Source organism: Promicromonospora vindobonensis (assembly GCF_042685865.1).
In the GTDB taxonomy this organism is placed as follows: domain Bacteria; phylum Actinomycetota; class Actinomycetes; order Actinomycetales; family Cellulomonadaceae; genus Promicromonospora; species Promicromonospora vindobonensis.
On record NZ_JBHUOG010000002.1, the window covers coordinates 734,473 to 750,917 of the forward strand.

The window sequence follows — 16,445 nt, forward strand, 5'->3', positions numbered from 1 at the left end:
GATCCTGAGAAAGACTGGTCATGTCCCTCGCATCTCGTACTCTTCGTCTGACGGCCGCGGTCGCGGCCGTCGCGCTGGTCGGAGCCGGTCTTTCCAGCGTCTCCCCTGGTAACCAACCGTCCGCCGCTGCTGCGGTGGCGGACGAGACCGACTACGCGGGCCTCGTCAACCCCTTCGTCTCGACCGAGGACGACTTCGGTCAGGACCTCGTCGGTGCGGAAGCGCCGAACTCGATCGTCAAGATCAATCCGATGACGGCTCCGGGCCGCTCTCATTCGGGCTACGACTACGCCGAGGACCAGATCGCGGGCTTCACGCACACCAATCTCAACGGCGTCGGCGGCTCGGGCGCAGGCGGCGACCTCCTCGTCGTGCCGACGTATCAGCAGTACACGAGCCGTCCGGGAACCGGCACGTACGCGAAGGACTACAGCCACGCGGACGAAGAGGCCGAGCCGGGGTACTACGCCGCCGACCTCACGACCGACGCCGGCGCGATCCGCGCCGAGGCGACCACCGACGTGCGCACGGGACAGGACCGCTTCACCTTCGCGTCGGCAGGAACCGCCTCTCTCGTCGTCGACCTGCGTAACAACTTCACGAGCCGCAGGGGCGCCACGCTCGGCTACGAGACACTGGACGACGGACGCGTCGCGCTCTCGGGCGACTTCACCGGCCATTTCAACGGGTACGACTACCAGATGCACTACTACGTCGAGACGACGGTACCGGCGGCGGGTGTGCGCACCTGGGGTGGGTCCGGTGGCCTCTCCCAGGAACCGCTTCGCGACGGCACCGACATCGGCGCGGTCCTCGACTTCGAGGTGGACGCGGGGCAGCAGGTCGGGCTCACGGTGGCTGTCTCGCCCATCAGCGTCGAGCAGGCGAAGGTCGACCTGGCTGCCGAGATGGGGGACCGCTCCTTCGAGCAGGTGCGCGAGGAGACGAGGGCGGCATGGAACGAGATCCTCGGCCGGCTCGCCGTGACGGCATCCGGGACGAGCGATCCGGACGGCGAGCTGCAGACACTGTTCTACACGCACCTGTACCGCATGTTCGGGACCCCGGTGAACGCGACGAGCACGAGCGGCACGTATCGCGGCCTGGACGGCGAGGTGCATCAGGCCGACGGCTACACGCACTATGACGGCTGGGGATTCTGGGACGACTTCCGCAAGTACGAGATCCTCGCGATCGGCTACCCGGAGGTGTTCCGCGACATGGCCCAGTCGGTCGTCGATCTTTACGGATCGTTCGCGAGCACCGGAAAGGGATCCCTGTCGAACGTCACCCACTCCGTGCCCACCGTGCGGTTCGAGCGTGCCGCGGTCGTCGTCGCCGACGCGATCGCCAAGGGCGCAGAGCTGCGCGGCCTCGCCCAGGCGTGGCCCGCCCTCGTCTCGCAGTCGCAGGGCGGCTACGCCGACGAGGGGAACGCACGCCGCGGCTACATCGCGAACGAGGTCGACGACACGCTCGGCACCTCCTACGACGACTGGGCCATGGCGACGATCGCCGATTCGCTCGGGAAGGTGGACGAGGCGCAGCAGTACCGCCTGCGCGCCGCCAACTGGACGAACCTGTTCAAGTCGGACGCCGTCACCCTGGCCGACGGCACCACGACCGGGCTGATCTTCCCCAAGGACGCGAACGGCGCCTGGATCGGCGCGGATCCGGAGCGGTTCGAAGCCGCGAACCTCTACCAGGGCACGTTGTGGCAGTACCACTGGTACGCCGCGGCCGACATGGGCGGGCTCATCGACAAGATGGGCGGCGAGGAGACCACGCGGGAGGCGCTCAGCTTCATGTTCGGCGAGCAGGCGCCCGATGACGGCAAGCGCATGCTGCACGCCAACGCGAACGAGATCGACCTGCAGGGGCCGTACCTGTTCAACTATGTCGGCGCCCCTGCGAAGACCCAGCACTGGGTGCGGAGCATCTACACCAAGGAGACGTGGAACCGCTACATCGCGACCGGCAGTACCCACGAGGCGCCCTCAGGCGGCGGCGAGTTCACCCCGCCCGTGAGGACGAGGGTGTTCAAGAACGATCCGCAGGGCTTCCTGCCCACGATGGACAACGACACCGGAACGATGTCGTCCACCTTCGTGGCGGCCGCACTGGGGCTGTTCCCGGTGGCCGCCGGATCCGACGAGTACCAGATCGGCACGCCGTTCTTCGAGAACGTGCGGATCAGCTATCCCTCCGGCCGGACCTTCGACATCTCCGCGGACGGGGTGTCGCCCGACGCCTACTACATCCAGTCGGCGACCCTGAACGGCGAGGGGTTCGAACGCACCTGGCTGACGTACGACCAGCTCACCGCCGGGGGCGAGCTGAGCTTCCGGATGGGGGAGGAGGCCTCAGGCTGGGCCTCCGACTCGGTCGTGGCGCCGTCGCTGAGCGACGAGCTGCCGAGCTCGGTCTACGACCCCGTCAGCGCCGTCTCGGTGTCGTCGCGGACGTTTACCGAGGCGCGGGCCGGTGACGGATCGATCGGCAACAGCATCGACCTGAGCCTCGCGAACGGCACGTTCGCCGGTGCGGACGGCGGCAGTCTTTCGGAAGCCATCACCGCCGCCGACGTGCCCCCAGGGCTGACCCTCGTAGCAGAACGCACGGGAGACCGCCGCGTGAAGCTGTCGCTCGAGGGCTCGGCGGAGCATTCCGGGGCGCTCGACGGTATCGACGACCTCACGGTGGCGATCTCCGACGAGGCCTTCTCGCGCGCGCCCTCGACCGGCACCCGCGAGTTCGCGTTCAGGGTGGACTTCGAGGACGCGACGCTGAGCATGGACCCGACTCGGCTCAAGGCGGCGGCGGACGGTGCGGTCGACGTCTCCGCGACGCTCGCGCTGAGCGGCGCACGCTTCGCAGGGGCGAACGGGCGCGATCTCGTCGCAGACGGCGCCCTGGCACTTCCTGGTCTCCCCGAGAGCGTGACAGCGACCGCGGTCCTGGACGACGCGCACAGGGTGACGCTCCGGCTGACCGGTTCGCTCGGAGACGCGCAGCACGCGACCTTCGGCCTGGACCTCGCCGACGCCGCCTTCGACTCAGCGGCGGCGGCAAGCGTCCGCGGCGACGGGATCTCGGGCCTGGCGACCATCACGATCGAACGGGACCAGAGGTGGCGCGAGAAGCTGAGCGCGCTGCTGGCCGAGGCCGAGCTCGTCGTCCGCGGGGCCTACTCTTCGGCGTCCTTCTCCGCATTCGAGAAGGCCCGCGACACGGCGACGGAGACGCTCGCGAACGAGTCGGCCTCGGACGACGACCTCCGGGCGGCGCTCGACCGGCTCACGAGGACGGCGGACGCCCTGCAGATCACGGGGACGCCCTACCGGGTGCTCGAGGCGGAGGAGTTCGACGACTCCTCCGGCGGGAGGCTGAGCCCCGAGAACGGCAACATCGGCGGCGTCCAGGTCGGTTCCTGGATCGCGTACGACGGCATCGACTTCGTGGGGAAGCTCCCCAAGCGCGTCAAGCTGCGCTACGCCAACCACCCCGACGACAGCGCTACGGACGAACATGTCGAGGTGCGCGTCGGCGCCGTGGACGGTCCTGTCGCCGCCAGGGTCGATCTGGAGACCACCGACGGGTGGAACGACTACGTCACCACTGAGGCGACGATCGACCACTCCGAGGCGCTCGACGGATCGAACCGGATCTACTTCGTCTTCGGCGGTACGCCCGACCCGTCCCGACCGAACTCGTGGGTCGCGAACGTGGACCGGGCGCAGTTCGTCAAGACGGCCGAGGACGGTCCCGAGACGGCCGAACCGGTGCGGATCGAAGCCGAGACCTATGACGCCGACAACGGCAACGGCCTGAAGAAGGAGGGCGGTGAGCCGCCCGCCGGCAATGTCGGCGGCACCTGGGACGGTGGCCGGCTGACCTACGACGGCCGGGATCTGGGCCAGGATCCCCTCACCCAGGTCACGGTGAGCGCATCCACCCGCGACGACCGCGTGGGCGACAACCGCCGACTCGAGTTCTATCTCGACGAGGTGAGCGAGGCGACGAGGGTCGGGACCATCGACCTGTCGAAGACCGGCGGGTGGGGCAACTACGTGGAGACGACCGCGGAACTCGATCAGCCGGTCTCGGGCACGCACACGTTGATCGTCGTCATGCGAGCGGACGCCGTCACGGGTCAGGAGTTCAACTACGTCGCAAACCTGCAGTGGTTCGAGCTCGGCCCGGAACCGCAGGAGGTCACCGAGGTCGACCTCACCGGCCTGAACGCGGCCATCGACGACGCCGAACCGCTGCTCGCGAGCGAGGACCGGTACGTCTCCATCGACTTCGCCGTCTTCCGCGCCGCGCTCGACGAGGCGAAGCGGATCGCCGTCGCCGACCAGACGACTCAGGACGAGGCCGACGAAGCGCAGCGCGTGCTCGACGTCGCAACAGGTCAGCTCGAGTGGAGGGCCGTCCGGCAGGTGTCGGTGTCCGCCACGACGCGCGCCCTGGCGGGGAAGCAGTACATATCCGTCACGGTGACGAACGGGGCGGATACCGCCCTCGACCTGGAGGTGGAGACGACCTATGGCAGGAAGTCGTTCACCGCGGTGCAGCCGGGAGCGTCGGCCAATGTGTCGATGAACTCGCGCCAGGCGTCCATCCCGGCCGGCGAGGTGAAGGTCACCGTCACCGGGCAGGTCGGCGATGAGACTGTCATGGCCGACAAGATCGCCTCTTATCCAGGTGCGGGCTAAGCGCTGCCGCCGGCCGGCTGAGGTGCCCGTCGACGCGCGCGAGGTGCCACAGCCGTACCCGCTCAAGACGCTTGCGGCGGCGGGGATGTCGATCTCGGGAACCCGTAGCGCGTACACCTCTGACGAGACCATCTCGGTCGCGGAACGGATCGGGCGCCACCCGAGCCGAAGCGCGGCAGCTGATACGTGAAAGGTCAGACGGTCGCCGGCGGTGGCGAGAGCGGTGCGGTCGAGGGTTCCGGCGGGTCGGGGGAGCTCTTCACCTGGTGGTAGCCGAGGTGATTGAAGGTCTTCACGAGCTGCTCCGTCTCGGGTAGCGCCTCTTGGACGATGACGCTGGAGGAGGGCCTGGTCGTGGTCCTCGACCTCGACGACGGTCAACGGCACCTACGTGCTGACCGTCACCGGGCCGATCACCAGCGGAGCTCTTGCCGGATCGACGCTCACGCAGGTGGTCACGTTCGTGACGCTCGACCTGGGGGCATGCAGCCAGCCGGGTGGGCTCACGGGATACGACGCGCCGTCCACCTGGATCTTCAGCAACCTCTAGGCGCGCCTCAGCGACCGATGAGGAGGCGCGCCCTGGTGGACCGTCGCGGGTCGAGGACCCGGTAGATGGGCCGTACGGGCACCGTCAGGCGGCTCCCTTGCGACGGCCGGCCAGCCCTTCCGCCACACCGATCAGCACGACGGCTGCAATCACCGCGACGATGAAGCCCAGGACGTTCAGCTCGAAGATGTCCCCGGTACCGAGCAGGTTGGCGACGACGCCGCCGATCACCGACCCGACCAGCCCGAGAAGGAGCGTGGCGAACAGTCCCAGATTCTGCTTGCCCGGCTTGAAGAGCCGCGCCAGGGCGCCGATAACCAGACCTGCGACGATGAACCCGATCATGGGTATCAATCCTCCATTCGTCAGCCGCTATGACAAGTCACGCTTCCAGAAACGGCTGCCGCTCACCACTCGGAATGGGGCCGGCATCAGGCGCGGGTCCAGCCACATGCGACCCTGCTCGGTGTCGCCGCGAACTTCGCGTGCAGCCACGGACAGTCAGTGCCAGGACCCCGCGCCCGTCAGTCCCCGGCGGAGCCGAGCACCTCGACGCGCAGCGTTTCCGCGTGCCGTGAGACGTCTGCCCGCACACCGAAGACGGTGCGGAGCGTGTCGGCGGTGAGCACCTCGTGGGTGCGGCCCGCTGCGTGCGTGCGTCCCTCGTGCAGGACGACGAGCCGGTCGCAGTAGCGCGCCGCGAGCGCGAGGTCGTGCAGGACCACGACCACGGTCAGACCGGTGGTGGCGAGCAGGGACAGCAGCTCGTGCTGGTGCTGTACGTCCAGGTGGTTGGTCGGCTCGTCGAGCAGCAGCACGGCCGGCTCCTGGGCCAGTGCCCGAGCCGCCTGGACGCGCTGGCGTTCACCGCCGGACAAGGTGCGCCAGCGTCGCTGTTCTGTCCCCGTCAGGCCGACGAGGTCCAGGGCGCGAGCGCACGCGGCCGCGTCCTGCGGGCCGGCGGGTGCCATGCGACCGCGATGGGGCAGTCGCCCGAGGGCGACGACGTCCGCGACAGCGAGGTCGGTGTCCGAGTCGCTGTTCTGCTCCATGACGGCGACCGTGCGGGCGCGCTCGCGCCGAGGCAGCTTGCCGAAGGGCCGGCCGTCGAGCCACACCACCCCGCGTTGCGGTGAGGTCGACCCCGCGAGCGTGTGCAGCAGCGTCGACTTGCCGGAGCCGTTGGGACCGACCAGCCCGGTGACGCACCCCGCGGGTGCGGTGAACTCGACATCGTCGAGGATCGGCGCCGTGCGGCCGCGCACGCGCACCGTCAGGCCGTGTCCGCTGATCTCGACCGCTCGGACGCCGCGGGCGGGGACCGCCGCGCCGGGGCTCACTGGCGCTCCCTCCGGTGCAGGATCAGGAGGAACGCCGGGACACCCAGCAGGGCGGTCACGACCCCGGCGGGCAGCTGTTTCGGGGCGAGCGCCGTCCGTGCGACCGTGTCCGCGAGCATGAGGAAGACCGCTCCGCCCACCGCGCTGGCCGGCAGCAGCCGGTGGTGCAGCGGCCCGACGAGCGCGCGGACGGCGTGGGGCACGATCAGCCCCACGAACCCGATCGCCCCGACGCTCGACACCACGACGGCGGTCACACCCGCCGTCGTGACGAGGGCCACGGCGCGCACCGCCGCGACCGGAACCCCGAGCGAGGCCGCCGTCCGGGTACCGAAGGCGAAGGCGTCGAGGTCGGACGCGATCAGGCGGAGGGCGAGCAGAGCGACGCCGACCACGGTCGTGCACAGCAGGACGGAGGGCCAGCGCGCGGCCGCGAGCGAGCCCGTGAGCCAGTAGGTCAGGCCCCGCGCCGCGTCCGCGTCACCCCAGCCGAGCAGCACCAGCGACGTGAGGGCCGCGAACAGCTGGCCGACGACCACGCCGGTGAGGACGAGGCGGTCGGCGCCTGCCGCGTTGCGGCCGAGCAGGAGCAGCACGAGACCGAACGCCGCGAGGCCACCGGCGAGAGCGCCGCCGGCGAGTGACACGGCGCCCGAGCCCAGGCCGGTGACCAGCACGAGCACCGCGCCGGTCGATGCACCGGAGGAGATGCCCAGCAGGTAGGGCTCGGCGAGGGCGTTGCGCGTCACGGCCTGGAGCACCACACCGCAGGTGGCCAGGCCGGCACCGGCCACGGCCGCGAGCAGCGCGCGTGGCGCGCGCAGCTCCCAGACCACGGAGTCGACGAGCGCGGGCAAAGGGGCGACGGGCAGGCCGAGGTGTGCACCGAGCGAGCGAGCAGTCTCGCTCCAGGTGATGTCGCCGCCGCCCGTCCCGACGGCGGCGAACACGACGGCCGCCAGGACGAACGCCGTGCCGACCGTCGCGGCTATCGGCCGCGCGAGCTCAGCGCTGCGCGAGGACGACATAGTCATCGAGGTGCTGCCAGATCGGCCCAGCCTCACGGAACTGCGCCGCCAGTAGCGCGGACACGTGGAAGGCGAGGCTCAGGTCCGGGTTGGGCGGGCGGTGCGCGAAACGTCGCGCCTGCTCGGGAGCCAGCGGTGCGAAGTGCGGGTGGGCGACGAGCTCGGCGAACCAGCTGTCCCAGCGCAGCGCACCCGCTGCCTGGTCGCGTGCCTGGGTCGCGGCGTCGTCCTTCTGGCTCAGCTCCTCGAACAGTGGCCGGCCGTCCGGCTGACGCAGGTGGTCGGCGTTCAGCAGCACGCCGCCGGGCTCCAGGATGTTCGCGGCGTCCCGATAGACCCGTGCGAGCACGTCAGCGGGCAGCCAGTGCAGCGCGGTCGAGGACAGGACGGCGTGCGGCCTGCGGCCGTCCAGCACTTCGGTCCATGCCGGGTCCCACAGGTCGGCCTCCTGGAACTGCAGCCGGTCGTCGTGGCCTGACAGCGCCTGTCGACCGAGCTCGACCAGCAGTGGGTCGAAGTCGACAGCGACGCAGGTCATCTCCGGGAACCGGTCCAGCACCCGGGCCGAGATCGAGCCGGGGCCGCAGGCCAGGTCGACCACGAGGGCGTCGGCGGGCACTGCCTCGGCCAGGACGTCCAGCATCACGGCGAACCGGTCTTCGCGGCGGTTGATGTATGCCGCCTGCTGCTGGTCCCAGGCAGTGAGGTGCGCGCGCGCCCAGCGCGTCAGGTTCTCGCTCACTTGTCCACCTCCGCGTACTCGACCAGTGCTCCGGACAGGGCCGCGAGCGCGTTGATGCTGCGGACGGACGGATCCATCTCGGTCGCCGGGATGGCGACGAGCTGGTCGCTGCGCACGGCCGACAGCTGGGCGGTGACGGTATCCGAGCGGAGCGTCGCGATCTTGTCGTCCGCGCTGTCGCCGGTCAGACCGCGGGAGAGGTCGGCGAGCACCAGCACGTCGGGGTCGCGCTGGGCGATCTCGTCCCAGCTGGTCTCCGACCACTGGGCGTCGAGGTCCTCGAACGCGTTGCCTGCGCCGGCGAGCTCGGTGAGCGTCTGCGGCAGGCCGGCGTTCCCAGCCACGATCGGCGCGCCGTTGATCGTCGAGTAGATCCAGGCGACGTCCAGGCCTTCGGCCTGTGCGGCGGCGGCGGCCACCTCGGTCAGCACGGCCTGCTGCTCGCCGACCAGCTCGGTGCCGCGGCTCTCGACGTCGAACACGGCTGCCAGGTCAGTGATCTCGGCGAAGATCTGGTCGAACCCGACCTCGTCGGCGACCAGGTCCGGGTCCTCGCAGTCGTTCGCGGAGAGGTAGGCCGGGACGCCGAGGTCGACGAGCTCGGCCCGGTCGCCGACGGCGTCCGCTGCGAAGGCCGAGGCGCGCATCGAGTACACGAAGTCCGGGCCGGCCTCGCGCAGCTGCTCAGCGGTCGGATACTGGTCGGCGAGCACGGGCACGGCGGCGTACGCGTCGGCGTACTCGGGGGCGACGGCGTCCGTCAGATAGCTCGTGCCGATCAGCCGGTCGCCGAGGCCGAGCGCGAGAAGCAGCTCGGTGGCGCCCTGCTCGAGCGTGACCGCCTGTCGCGGGGGACTGTCGATCGTGAGGTCGATCCCGCAGCTCTGGAGCGTGACGGCGGCTCCGGTGGACGTCGACGCGGGCGGCGCGGCGGTGGCCGCCGCGCAGCCCGACAGCGCGACGACGAGCATCGTGCTGGGAATGATAATCGTTCGCATATGACCATCGTAGGTGCTGGAATCGGCCACGAGTGACAGGGATCAGCTGAGGCGGGTTGCGGGTGAGGCTGCGGGGTGACGGGCCGACGGGGTAGGCCCACGGGGGAGGGGCGGCGCAAGATCAGCCCTAGATGGTTGTTTCCGAGGGGTCAGTCGGTCGTAGGCGGAGTCAGGAGCCTTGGCCAGACACGGACGATGACACCGCCGGTTGTGCGTCCGCCGTGGCGTTCGAGGTCGAGCTGGGACTTCTGGGTCGCCTCGACGGACTCGATGATCTGCCGCATCGTTGCGGCTCGTCCAAGCCGACCACGCCCAGCTTCAAGGGCCCTCGCCGGTGACTGTGGTAATGGGTCGGCACCCGCGGTTCACGGGGTGGGTGCGTAGATCACTACCCAGTGGTCGCGTTCGGGGTCATGCAGCATCTCGCTCTGGAAGGCCAGCCAACCCCGGGTCGGGTGGTGCAGGCGCTTCTCGCCGGACCGCCCCAGCGAGACCTCACCCTGCGACCAGTGGTCCCTGAAGGCCGTGCTGGTCGTCGAGAGCTCGCGGACGAGGGACCGGAGGTGCTCGTCGTCGGGGTAGCGGCCGAGCGCGGAGCGGAGCTCGGCGGTGGCCCACCTGGCGTACCGGTGCGCACCCTCGTCACCGAGGACGTGGCGTGCCGTGGCCGTGAAGCCGTGCTGCACGATGTTGTGCCGGTACCGGCCCGTGCCGGAGATCGGCCCGAGGAGCTCGGTGGCGGCCACATTGCGCGCGACCACCTCCAGCCGCCCGTCGTGGACGGTCACGGGGACCGCGTCGTCCAAGCCGTTCAGCAGCCGCAGGAGCCCTGGCCGGACAGTGCTGCCGGGCGCGGAAGGCTCGGGCGGCAGCTCGCCCGCGAGGCGGAACAGGTGGTCCTGTTCGGTGGTCGTGAGACCGGTGGCTCGGGCCAGCGCGGTGAGGACCTCCCGCGATGGACGCGGCGCGCGTCCCTGTTCGAGGCGGATGTAGTACTCGACCGATATGCCGGCGGCCTCGGCCAGCTCCTGCCGTCGCAGCCCCGGGACCCGTCGTCGTGACGAACGCATCGCAGCCGGCTGCTCGGGGGCTTCCACCATGGCTCGCCGGCTGCGGAGGTACGTCCCGAAGCCCGGCCTGATCCCCGTCGGCATGAGCCCCATTATGCCTGCGAGTCCGTCGGGTGGTCCTGGCAGTACCACGTTCGAGCGGGCCTTCCCCGGTTGCCGGGAGGCCCGCACAGTGGTCGTGGACAACCGCATCGGACAAGCCACATCGGACAGAGGGAGGGCCTCGTGCCCACGAACCGCACAGCACTCGTCACCGGAGCCAACCAGGGCATGGGCAAGCAGGTCGCGAAGGAGCTCGTCTCCGACGGGGTCGCCGTGTTCATGGGAGCCCGGGACCTCGCCCGTGGTGAGAAGGCGGCCGCCGAGATCGGCGAAGGCGCCACCGCTCTCCAGCTCGACGTGACCGACGTGGCCTCGATCGCCAGGGCCGCCGAGCGGATCCAGGAGGAGGTCGGCCGGCTTGACCTGCTTGTCAACAACGCCGCCATCTCCACCACTCGCACCGACGTCCGTGGCATGGAGGAGCTCCGTGCCTCGGGGCAGCCAAGTGTCGTCTCGCTCGACGAGGTACGGGCTGTGTGGGAGGTGAACGTCTTCGGCGTCGTGGCGGTGTACCAGGCGATGCTGCCGCTGCTGCGCCGGTCGTCGGACGCGCGCATCGTGAACGTCACGAGCGCGCAGGGCTCGCTGACGACAATGGCTGATCCGGCCTTTCCGTTCCACAAGACGTTCGAGCCGGTCTACTCGGCGTCGAAGACCGCGCTCAACGCCGTGACGCTGTCCATGATGATTGAGCTGGAGGGGACCGGCATCAAGGTCAACCTCGTCTCGCCGGGGTTCGCGAACACCGCTTTGGTCAACTTCGAGGGGACGGAGCCGGTCGAGGACGCGTGCCGCGAGATCGTGCGCGTCGCACGCCTGGGGCAGGACGGCCCGACCGGCACCTTCACCCTCTGGGACGGTGTAGAGCTCCCGTGGTGACCATGCCGGGCGACACCCTCATGTCGCGCGAGAACCCCGCGCTCGTCACTTCACCGCTCGTCGAAACACTCGGACACAGCCCCGGGATCCGATCTCAGATGATGAAATGTGTGGTTCAAGGCTTCTGCGATTGGATCGCAATACTGAGCAGCCCTCTCGTTCATGTCATGTTCGAGGACCGGTGAGGTCGCATCAGAACCCCAGGGCCATGCCCTCGCCGCGCGGGTCGGCACCACCTTCGAAAAGCCCCTGCCCCCGGTCGACGCGAATCGCCTGGGCATGTCCCATGGTGTCGTCCCAGTCGGTGACCATCTGTACAGGCTGTCCGCGCCGCTTCAGCTCGCGCGCCGTGACATCTGAGATGCGGCCCTCGAGCGAGAGGCCGCGCGACGGCCTGCCCCAGGAGCGGCCCATGAGCCACCGCGGAGCTTCGATCGCCTGCTGCACGTCGTAGCCGAAGTCGAGGATTCGGGTGGCGATGGCCGCCTGCGATTGTGGCTGGCCATCGCCACCCATCGAGCCGAAGGCAAGGTACGGCTCGCCATTTCTCATCATCAGCGCGGGCATCAGCGTGTGGGATGTGCGTTTTCCGGGCTCGAGATGATTGGGATGGTTCTCGTCGAGAGAGAAGAAGGCACCACGGTTCTGCAGGATGATGCCGGTGTCGTCGGCCACGATGGCGCTTCCGAAGTCCTTGTAGACGGACTGGATCAGCGAGACGACCATTCCGTCGGAATCGGCGGCGTTCAGGTAGCAGGTGCCGCCGCTGGCCGCCAGCCGTGCGTGAGGCAGCGGGTACGGAATGCCAGCGGGTACCGCGTCGCCGTCGAGCGCGCGCTCGGGGTCGATGAGGACACGCCGCTCGTCGGCGTACCCCTTGCTGATCAGCCGGTCGAGGGGTATGTCGACGAAGCTCGGGTCGGTAAGCCACTCGTCGCGGTCGGCGAAGGCGATCTTCGTGGCTTCCGCCATGTGGTGGTAGTAGTTGGCCGTTCCGTCGCCCCAGGCGGCCACGTCGTAGCCCTCGAGCAGATTGAAGAGCTGGAGCGCGGTGAAGCCCTGGGTACTGGGCGGTAGCTCGTACACGTCATAACCGCGGTAGGTGGTCGAGATCGGGTCGACCCACCGCGCGTGGTAGGCGGCAAGGTCGTCCGCTGCCAGCGGGGAGCCCTGAGCTCCCAGGGAGGCGAGGCGTTCGGCGATGCTGCCCTCGTAGAAACCGGAGCGTGCACCGCGGCGCGCGAGCTCGCGGAACGACCGGGCGAGGTCGCGTTGCAGGATCTTCTCGCCCTCGCGGGGTGTGCGCCAGCCCGGCAGGTAGATCGACGTGGCCTCGGGAGTCCTGGCGAGGATCTGTTCGTGGCGCGCCAGTGATTCTGCTAGCGAACGGCTGACCGCTATGCCGTCGCGGGCATAGCCCGTCGCGGCCTCGAACAGGGCATCCCATGGCAGCTTGCCGTATCTCTGGTGGGCGAGCCGCCAGCCGTCGACCGCACCCGGAACCGTCAGGGCGCCGAGCGCGCCACGTTCCGGGATCGCGTCGACGACGCCTCTCGACCGGTAGTAGTCGAGTGTCGCGCCCTGCGCCGCCGGCCCACAGGCATCGATCGCCCGGACCTGGCCCGTCGTCGGGTCGGCGATCAGCCAGAATCCGTCCCCACCCAGCCCCGCCATGTGGGGGTGGGTGACACAGAGCACGGCGTTGGCGGTGATCGCCGCGTCGACTGCGCTACCGCCCAGCCGCAGCGCGTGCAGGCCGGCGGAGCTGGCTAGGTAGTGCGGGGTCGAGACCACGCCGTTCGGCGCCCGACAGGGTGGGCGGCCGGTAGACGGCCCGTCGGAATGGCTCATGAGTGCCTCCTTGAGTGGGCTACGACGTGAGGGTGTCCAAGCACCTGCCGGCTCCTGCGGTGCGTCCGCCCGCCAGTTCACCGGCCGACAACTGTGCTGCTCCTATCAACTCTTCATCGCGCTCGAATGAAGATTGGACACGGGTAACCTACGTGAGGCATGACGGAAATGCGACGGGAAGGTCGTGCCGAAAAAGTCGATGAGAATGCACTTTATTCATAATGGTCAATGTCACGTACTCGTCAATGAGCCGGTCGCGGACGTCATCGTTACGATGGTCTGTCCCGGCCGGCGGTGATCCTGTCTGCGCCGTGCGACCTACAGCTGCCTCGGTGGGCGGCCGCCTCGACGGCCAGGTGGCACCTGCTGGAGCCCGTCAGGCCGTCGCCGGAACAGGCATGTGCGTCGACCGAGATCGCGCTGCGGTGAAACGGCACCAAAATGTGTCCGGTTATCGGCACGTATATCCGGCGACCTTTTTCTGCGGATGCGCCAGCGAATGGACCTCGAACCGGGCGCCCTGCACCAGGAACTGACGCTACGTGTTCACGGTGAACAGCGGTACATCCGTGTCGCATGCCTCTGGTACCGACACGAAAGGGGGTCCGGATGATCCTTCGCCTCCGCCCAGCTCTCGGGTGTGTAGTGCGCTACGTCGTTCGGCGGGGGAGAGGTCGCGCCTGAGGCGCAAGCGCCGACGGCGAGGACAATGAGTGCTGCGGCGACCGCCAGCCGGCCGGAGCGGCTCCGTGCCCCAGAGTGCCCCCAGATCAAGACTGCCTTCAGGGGCCGCCTGAAACCCAGGCGGCGGGCAACGTGCGGGACCAGCCACGTCAAGCCCCTCATCTCGCGGGCCGGTATCGCAGGGCGACCGCCCCCGACCGGAACTCATGACGATCCAGGAGCTCGAGCTGGATGCGCTCGCGCAGACCGCCGAGCAACGTCGGCCCATGTCCGGCAAGGACCGGCTGCACAAGGAACACGTACTCGTCGATCAGTCCCAGATCTGCCAACGCAAGAGGGAGCGTCACACCACCCACCCACAGGCCCCCGCCGGGCTCCTCCTTGAGCTGCCGAACCGCTTGCCCCAGGTCGCCTCGCACCAGCTCGGCATTCCAATCGACCCCGCTCAGCGTGCTCGACACGACGTACTTCTTCGCCCGATCGATCGTCTCGGCGAACGGGATCTCCCACTCACCCATCCAGTCAGGCCACGTGCCCGTGGCAGGCAGCCGCCACGCCGACTCCATCATCCCGTAGGTCACCCGGCCGAACAGCAGGGCATCGGCTCGTTCCATCTCAGCGGTCCAGTAGCGCATCGACTCGTCGTCCGGGGGAAGCCCTGCCTCGTGATGGCAGCAGCCGTCGAGTGTGACGTTGATCGAATACCGAAGTGGTCTCATCTCGTTGCTCTCCCTGATGCGTGCAGCGCGCTTTTACCGGACCGTCCTCAGACTGCCGACGGTGCCATTTCTCATCGGCGCCGATCATGGCGAAGGTGCACTGTCCAGCAGCAGTTGTTCAGTGGCAGTGCGGCGGTGCGGGCGAAGGAGCCGGGTGGCTGGGCCCGAGGTCGTCGCCGTGTCCGGCGTCGAGGCGGGTCCACTGGCTGATCGGTCGGCCCGTCCAGTCGGGCGTGGGTGTCCAGGCCGGGGCGCCGGAGTCGGTGCGCACGTTGGTGCAGTCCTGCGGCCAGCCGGCGGGTGAGTCCTCCCAGGATTCCTGGCGTCCCCAAACGGTCAGGTCCATCAGTGCGTAGCTGTAGTCCATGGCTTGCACGCCGCGCCGGCTCGTCCAGTAGGTCTCGAAGACGCGGTCGCCGTCGCGGACGTAGCACACCAGGTGGAACAGGCCGAGCTCACGATCGGGGAGCAGCTCCTCGAGGGACGGCTGGGCGGAGTACCAGGGCATGGTCCAGCCCATGAACTCGCGGTAGTGCCGGCTCGCGTCGTACGACTCGCGGGCGTCCGCCGGACCGAACGTCACGTTGCGGCCCTGGAGGAGAACCGCGAACGTGATGTCGCGCGAGTGCAGCGCCGAGAGATCGGACACCTGGTTCGTGTAATAGGTGCAGCCCTCGCACTGGTCGGCCGCCGGATGCCCCGGCCACCACATGAAGTAGTAGGCCAGCAGCTGGCGGCGTCCCTCGAACGCGTCGAGCAGTGTGGTCGACCCCTCGGGACCGAGCAGCTCCGAGCCGCCGTCCACCTCCACCATCGGCAGCTGACGACGGGCCGCCGCGATCGCGTCCGCCTCACGCGTGTGCGCTTTCTCCCGCTGGCGCAGGCGCTCGATCTCGCCCTCGTAGGCCGTCCGGTCGGCAGGCCGCGGTAGGCCGGCGCCGTTGAGGGCCGAGGCGCGCGGGGCCATCAGAGGTCCTCCGCGATCGCCTTGATGTCCAGGAGGCGTCGCTCCCAGACCGTGCCGATCGCTTCGAGGCGTCGTGCGGTGGCGCTGAGTTCCGAGCCCAGCACGCGATATCGCACTTCACGGCCGACCGGCTCCGGCTCGACCAGTCCAACCCGCTGGAGGATCCTGAGGTGCTTGGCGATCGCCTGGCGGCTGATCGGCAACGCGGCGGCCAGCGTCGACGCGGACGCCGGAGCCTCACCCAGTCTGGTGAGGATGCTCCAGCGGTTCTCGTCACCCAGCGCAGCGCACATCGGAACCAGAGCCCCCTTCATCGCAGCGCCTCCGTCGCCTCGACCAGCCGGTCCAGCTGTTCGTCCCAGCCGAGGCGGTGGCTCTCAAGGTTGCGGGCGGGATCGCTGGTGGTCTCGAACCCTGTCTCGACCACGGTGAGCTGTGTACCGCCGGCCACCGGCTCGAGGGTGAAGGTGAACACCGTCGAGTGTGCGGGGTCGACCTCGCTCGGGACGGACTCGGCACCCTCGTCATTGCACCACCGGTAGGCGATGGTCCGCGGCGGGTCGACCTCCTCGACACGGATCGGGATGGCTGGTTCGTCCGGCCATGCGACCGTGCCGTGGGCTCCGGTGCCGTGCCCGACGAGCACCGTTCGCCCGAACCAGCTGGAGATGTGCTCCGGCTCCGTAACGGCGATCCACACCTTCTCCACCGGAGCGGCGATCCGGATCGTACGGCGCACGGTGAACGTGTCCTGCTCGGCGATGGATAGCGGATTGTCGGTCATTGTTCGTCCCTTC

14 protein-coding genes are annotated in these 16,445 nt (G+C 69.2%); 3 read left to right on the top strand and 11 right to left on the bottom strand.

Features of this window, described 5'->3' with window-relative positions:
• Window positions 1-20: 20 nt before the first annotated feature.
• Together ACFS27_RS16470 and ACFS27_RS16475 are read left to right on the top strand one after the other, a co-directional pair.
• Entirely contained in the window at window positions 21-4,718 is a 4,698-nt protein-coding gene (locus ACFS27_RS16470) for a glycoside hydrolase domain-containing protein (protein WP_377184955.1), read from the top strand.
• Between the two features lie 391 nt (window positions 4,719-5,109).
• Entirely contained in the window at window positions 5,110-5,268 is a 159-nt protein-coding gene (locus ACFS27_RS16475) for a hypothetical protein (RefSeq protein ID WP_377184957.1), read from the top strand.
• Between the two features lie 84 nt (window positions 5,269-5,352).
• On the opposite strand, the gene ACFS27_RS16480 is transcribed toward ACFS27_RS16475, so the two are convergent.
• The 6 genes from ACFS27_RS16480 to ACFS27_RS16505 form a co-directional block, all read right to left on the bottom strand.
• Window positions 5,353-5,613, bottom strand: a complete 261-nt coding sequence (locus tag ACFS27_RS16480; RefSeq protein WP_377184959.1) for a GlsB/YeaQ/YmgE family stress response membrane protein — start codon at window positions 5,611-5,613, stop codon at window positions 5,353-5,355.
• A gap of 179 nt (window positions 5,614-5,792) precedes the next feature.
• Window positions 5,793-6,608 carry an ABC transporter ATP-binding protein gene (locus ACFS27_RS16485; RefSeq protein WP_377184961.1) on the bottom strand — a complete coding sequence of 272 codons (816 nt, stop codon included), beginning with the start codon at window positions 6,606-6,608 and terminating at the stop codon, window positions 5,793-5,795.
• Complete coding sequence (locus ACFS27_RS16490; RefSeq protein WP_377184963.1) at window positions 6,605-7,642, bottom strand: FecCD family ABC transporter permease; 1,038 nt, start codon at window positions 7,640-7,642, stop codon at window positions 6,605-6,607. The genes ACFS27_RS16485 and ACFS27_RS16490 overlap by 4 nt, the downstream gene beginning before the upstream one ends.
• Window positions 7,614-8,378, bottom strand: a complete 765-nt coding sequence (locus ACFS27_RS16495) for a class I SAM-dependent methyltransferase (RefSeq protein ID WP_377184965.1) — start codon at window positions 8,376-8,378, stop codon at window positions 7,614-7,616. The genes ACFS27_RS16490 and ACFS27_RS16495 overlap by 29 nt, the downstream gene beginning before the upstream one ends.
• Complete coding sequence (locus ACFS27_RS16500; RefSeq protein WP_377184967.1) at window positions 8,375-9,376, bottom strand: ABC transporter substrate-binding protein; 1,002 nt, start codon at window positions 9,374-9,376, stop codon at window positions 8,375-8,377. The genes ACFS27_RS16495 and ACFS27_RS16500 overlap by 4 nt, the downstream gene beginning before the upstream one ends.
• Before the next feature lie 365 nt (window positions 9,377-9,741).
• Window positions 9,742-10,530, bottom strand: a complete 789-nt coding sequence (locus tag ACFS27_RS16505; RefSeq protein ID WP_377184969.1) for a helix-turn-helix domain-containing protein — start codon at window positions 10,528-10,530, stop codon at window positions 9,742-9,744.
• 141 nt (window positions 10,531-10,671) lie between these two features.
• Between ACFS27_RS16505 and ACFS27_RS16510 the strand changes: the two genes are divergently transcribed.
• Window positions 10,672-11,427, top strand: a complete 756-nt coding sequence (locus ACFS27_RS16510) for an SDR family NAD(P)-dependent oxidoreductase (protein WP_377184971.1) — start codon at window positions 10,672-10,674, stop codon at window positions 11,425-11,427.
• 192 nt (window positions 11,428-11,619) lie between these two features.
• Here ACFS27_RS16510 and ggt read toward each other — a convergent pair whose 3' ends face one another.
• The 5 genes from ggt to ACFS27_RS16535 form a co-directional block, all read right to left on the bottom strand.
• Window positions 11,620-13,278: a gamma-glutamyltransferase gene (gene ggt, locus ACFS27_RS16515; RefSeq protein ID WP_377184973.1), complete on the bottom strand. Its 1,659-nt coding sequence runs from the start codon at window positions 13,276-13,278 to the stop codon at window positions 11,620-11,622.
• A gap of 842 nt (window positions 13,279-14,120) precedes the next feature.
• Entirely contained in the window at window positions 14,121-14,681 is a 561-nt protein-coding gene (locus ACFS27_RS16520; RefSeq protein WP_377184975.1) for a dihydrofolate reductase family protein, read from the bottom strand.
• Window positions 14,682-14,799: 118 nt separating this feature from the next.
• On the bottom strand, window positions 14,800-15,648 hold the full coding sequence (locus tag ACFS27_RS16525) for a DUF899 family protein (RefSeq protein ID WP_377184977.1): 849 nt from the start codon (window positions 15,646-15,648) through the stop codon (window positions 14,800-14,802).
• Window positions 15,648-15,962 (bottom strand): ArsR/SmtB family transcription factor, encoded by a 315-nt coding sequence (locus tag ACFS27_RS16530; RefSeq protein WP_377184979.1) that lies wholly within the window; start codon window positions 15,960-15,962, stop codon window positions 15,648-15,650. The genes ACFS27_RS16525 and ACFS27_RS16530 overlap by 1 nt, the downstream gene beginning before the upstream one ends.
• Window positions 15,959-16,432 (bottom strand): SRPBCC domain-containing protein, encoded by a 474-nt coding sequence (locus tag ACFS27_RS16535; protein WP_377184981.1) that lies wholly within the window; start codon window positions 16,430-16,432, stop codon window positions 15,959-15,961. The genes ACFS27_RS16530 and ACFS27_RS16535 overlap by 4 nt, the downstream gene beginning before the upstream one ends.
• Between the last annotated feature and the right edge of the window lie 13 nt (window positions 16,433-16,445).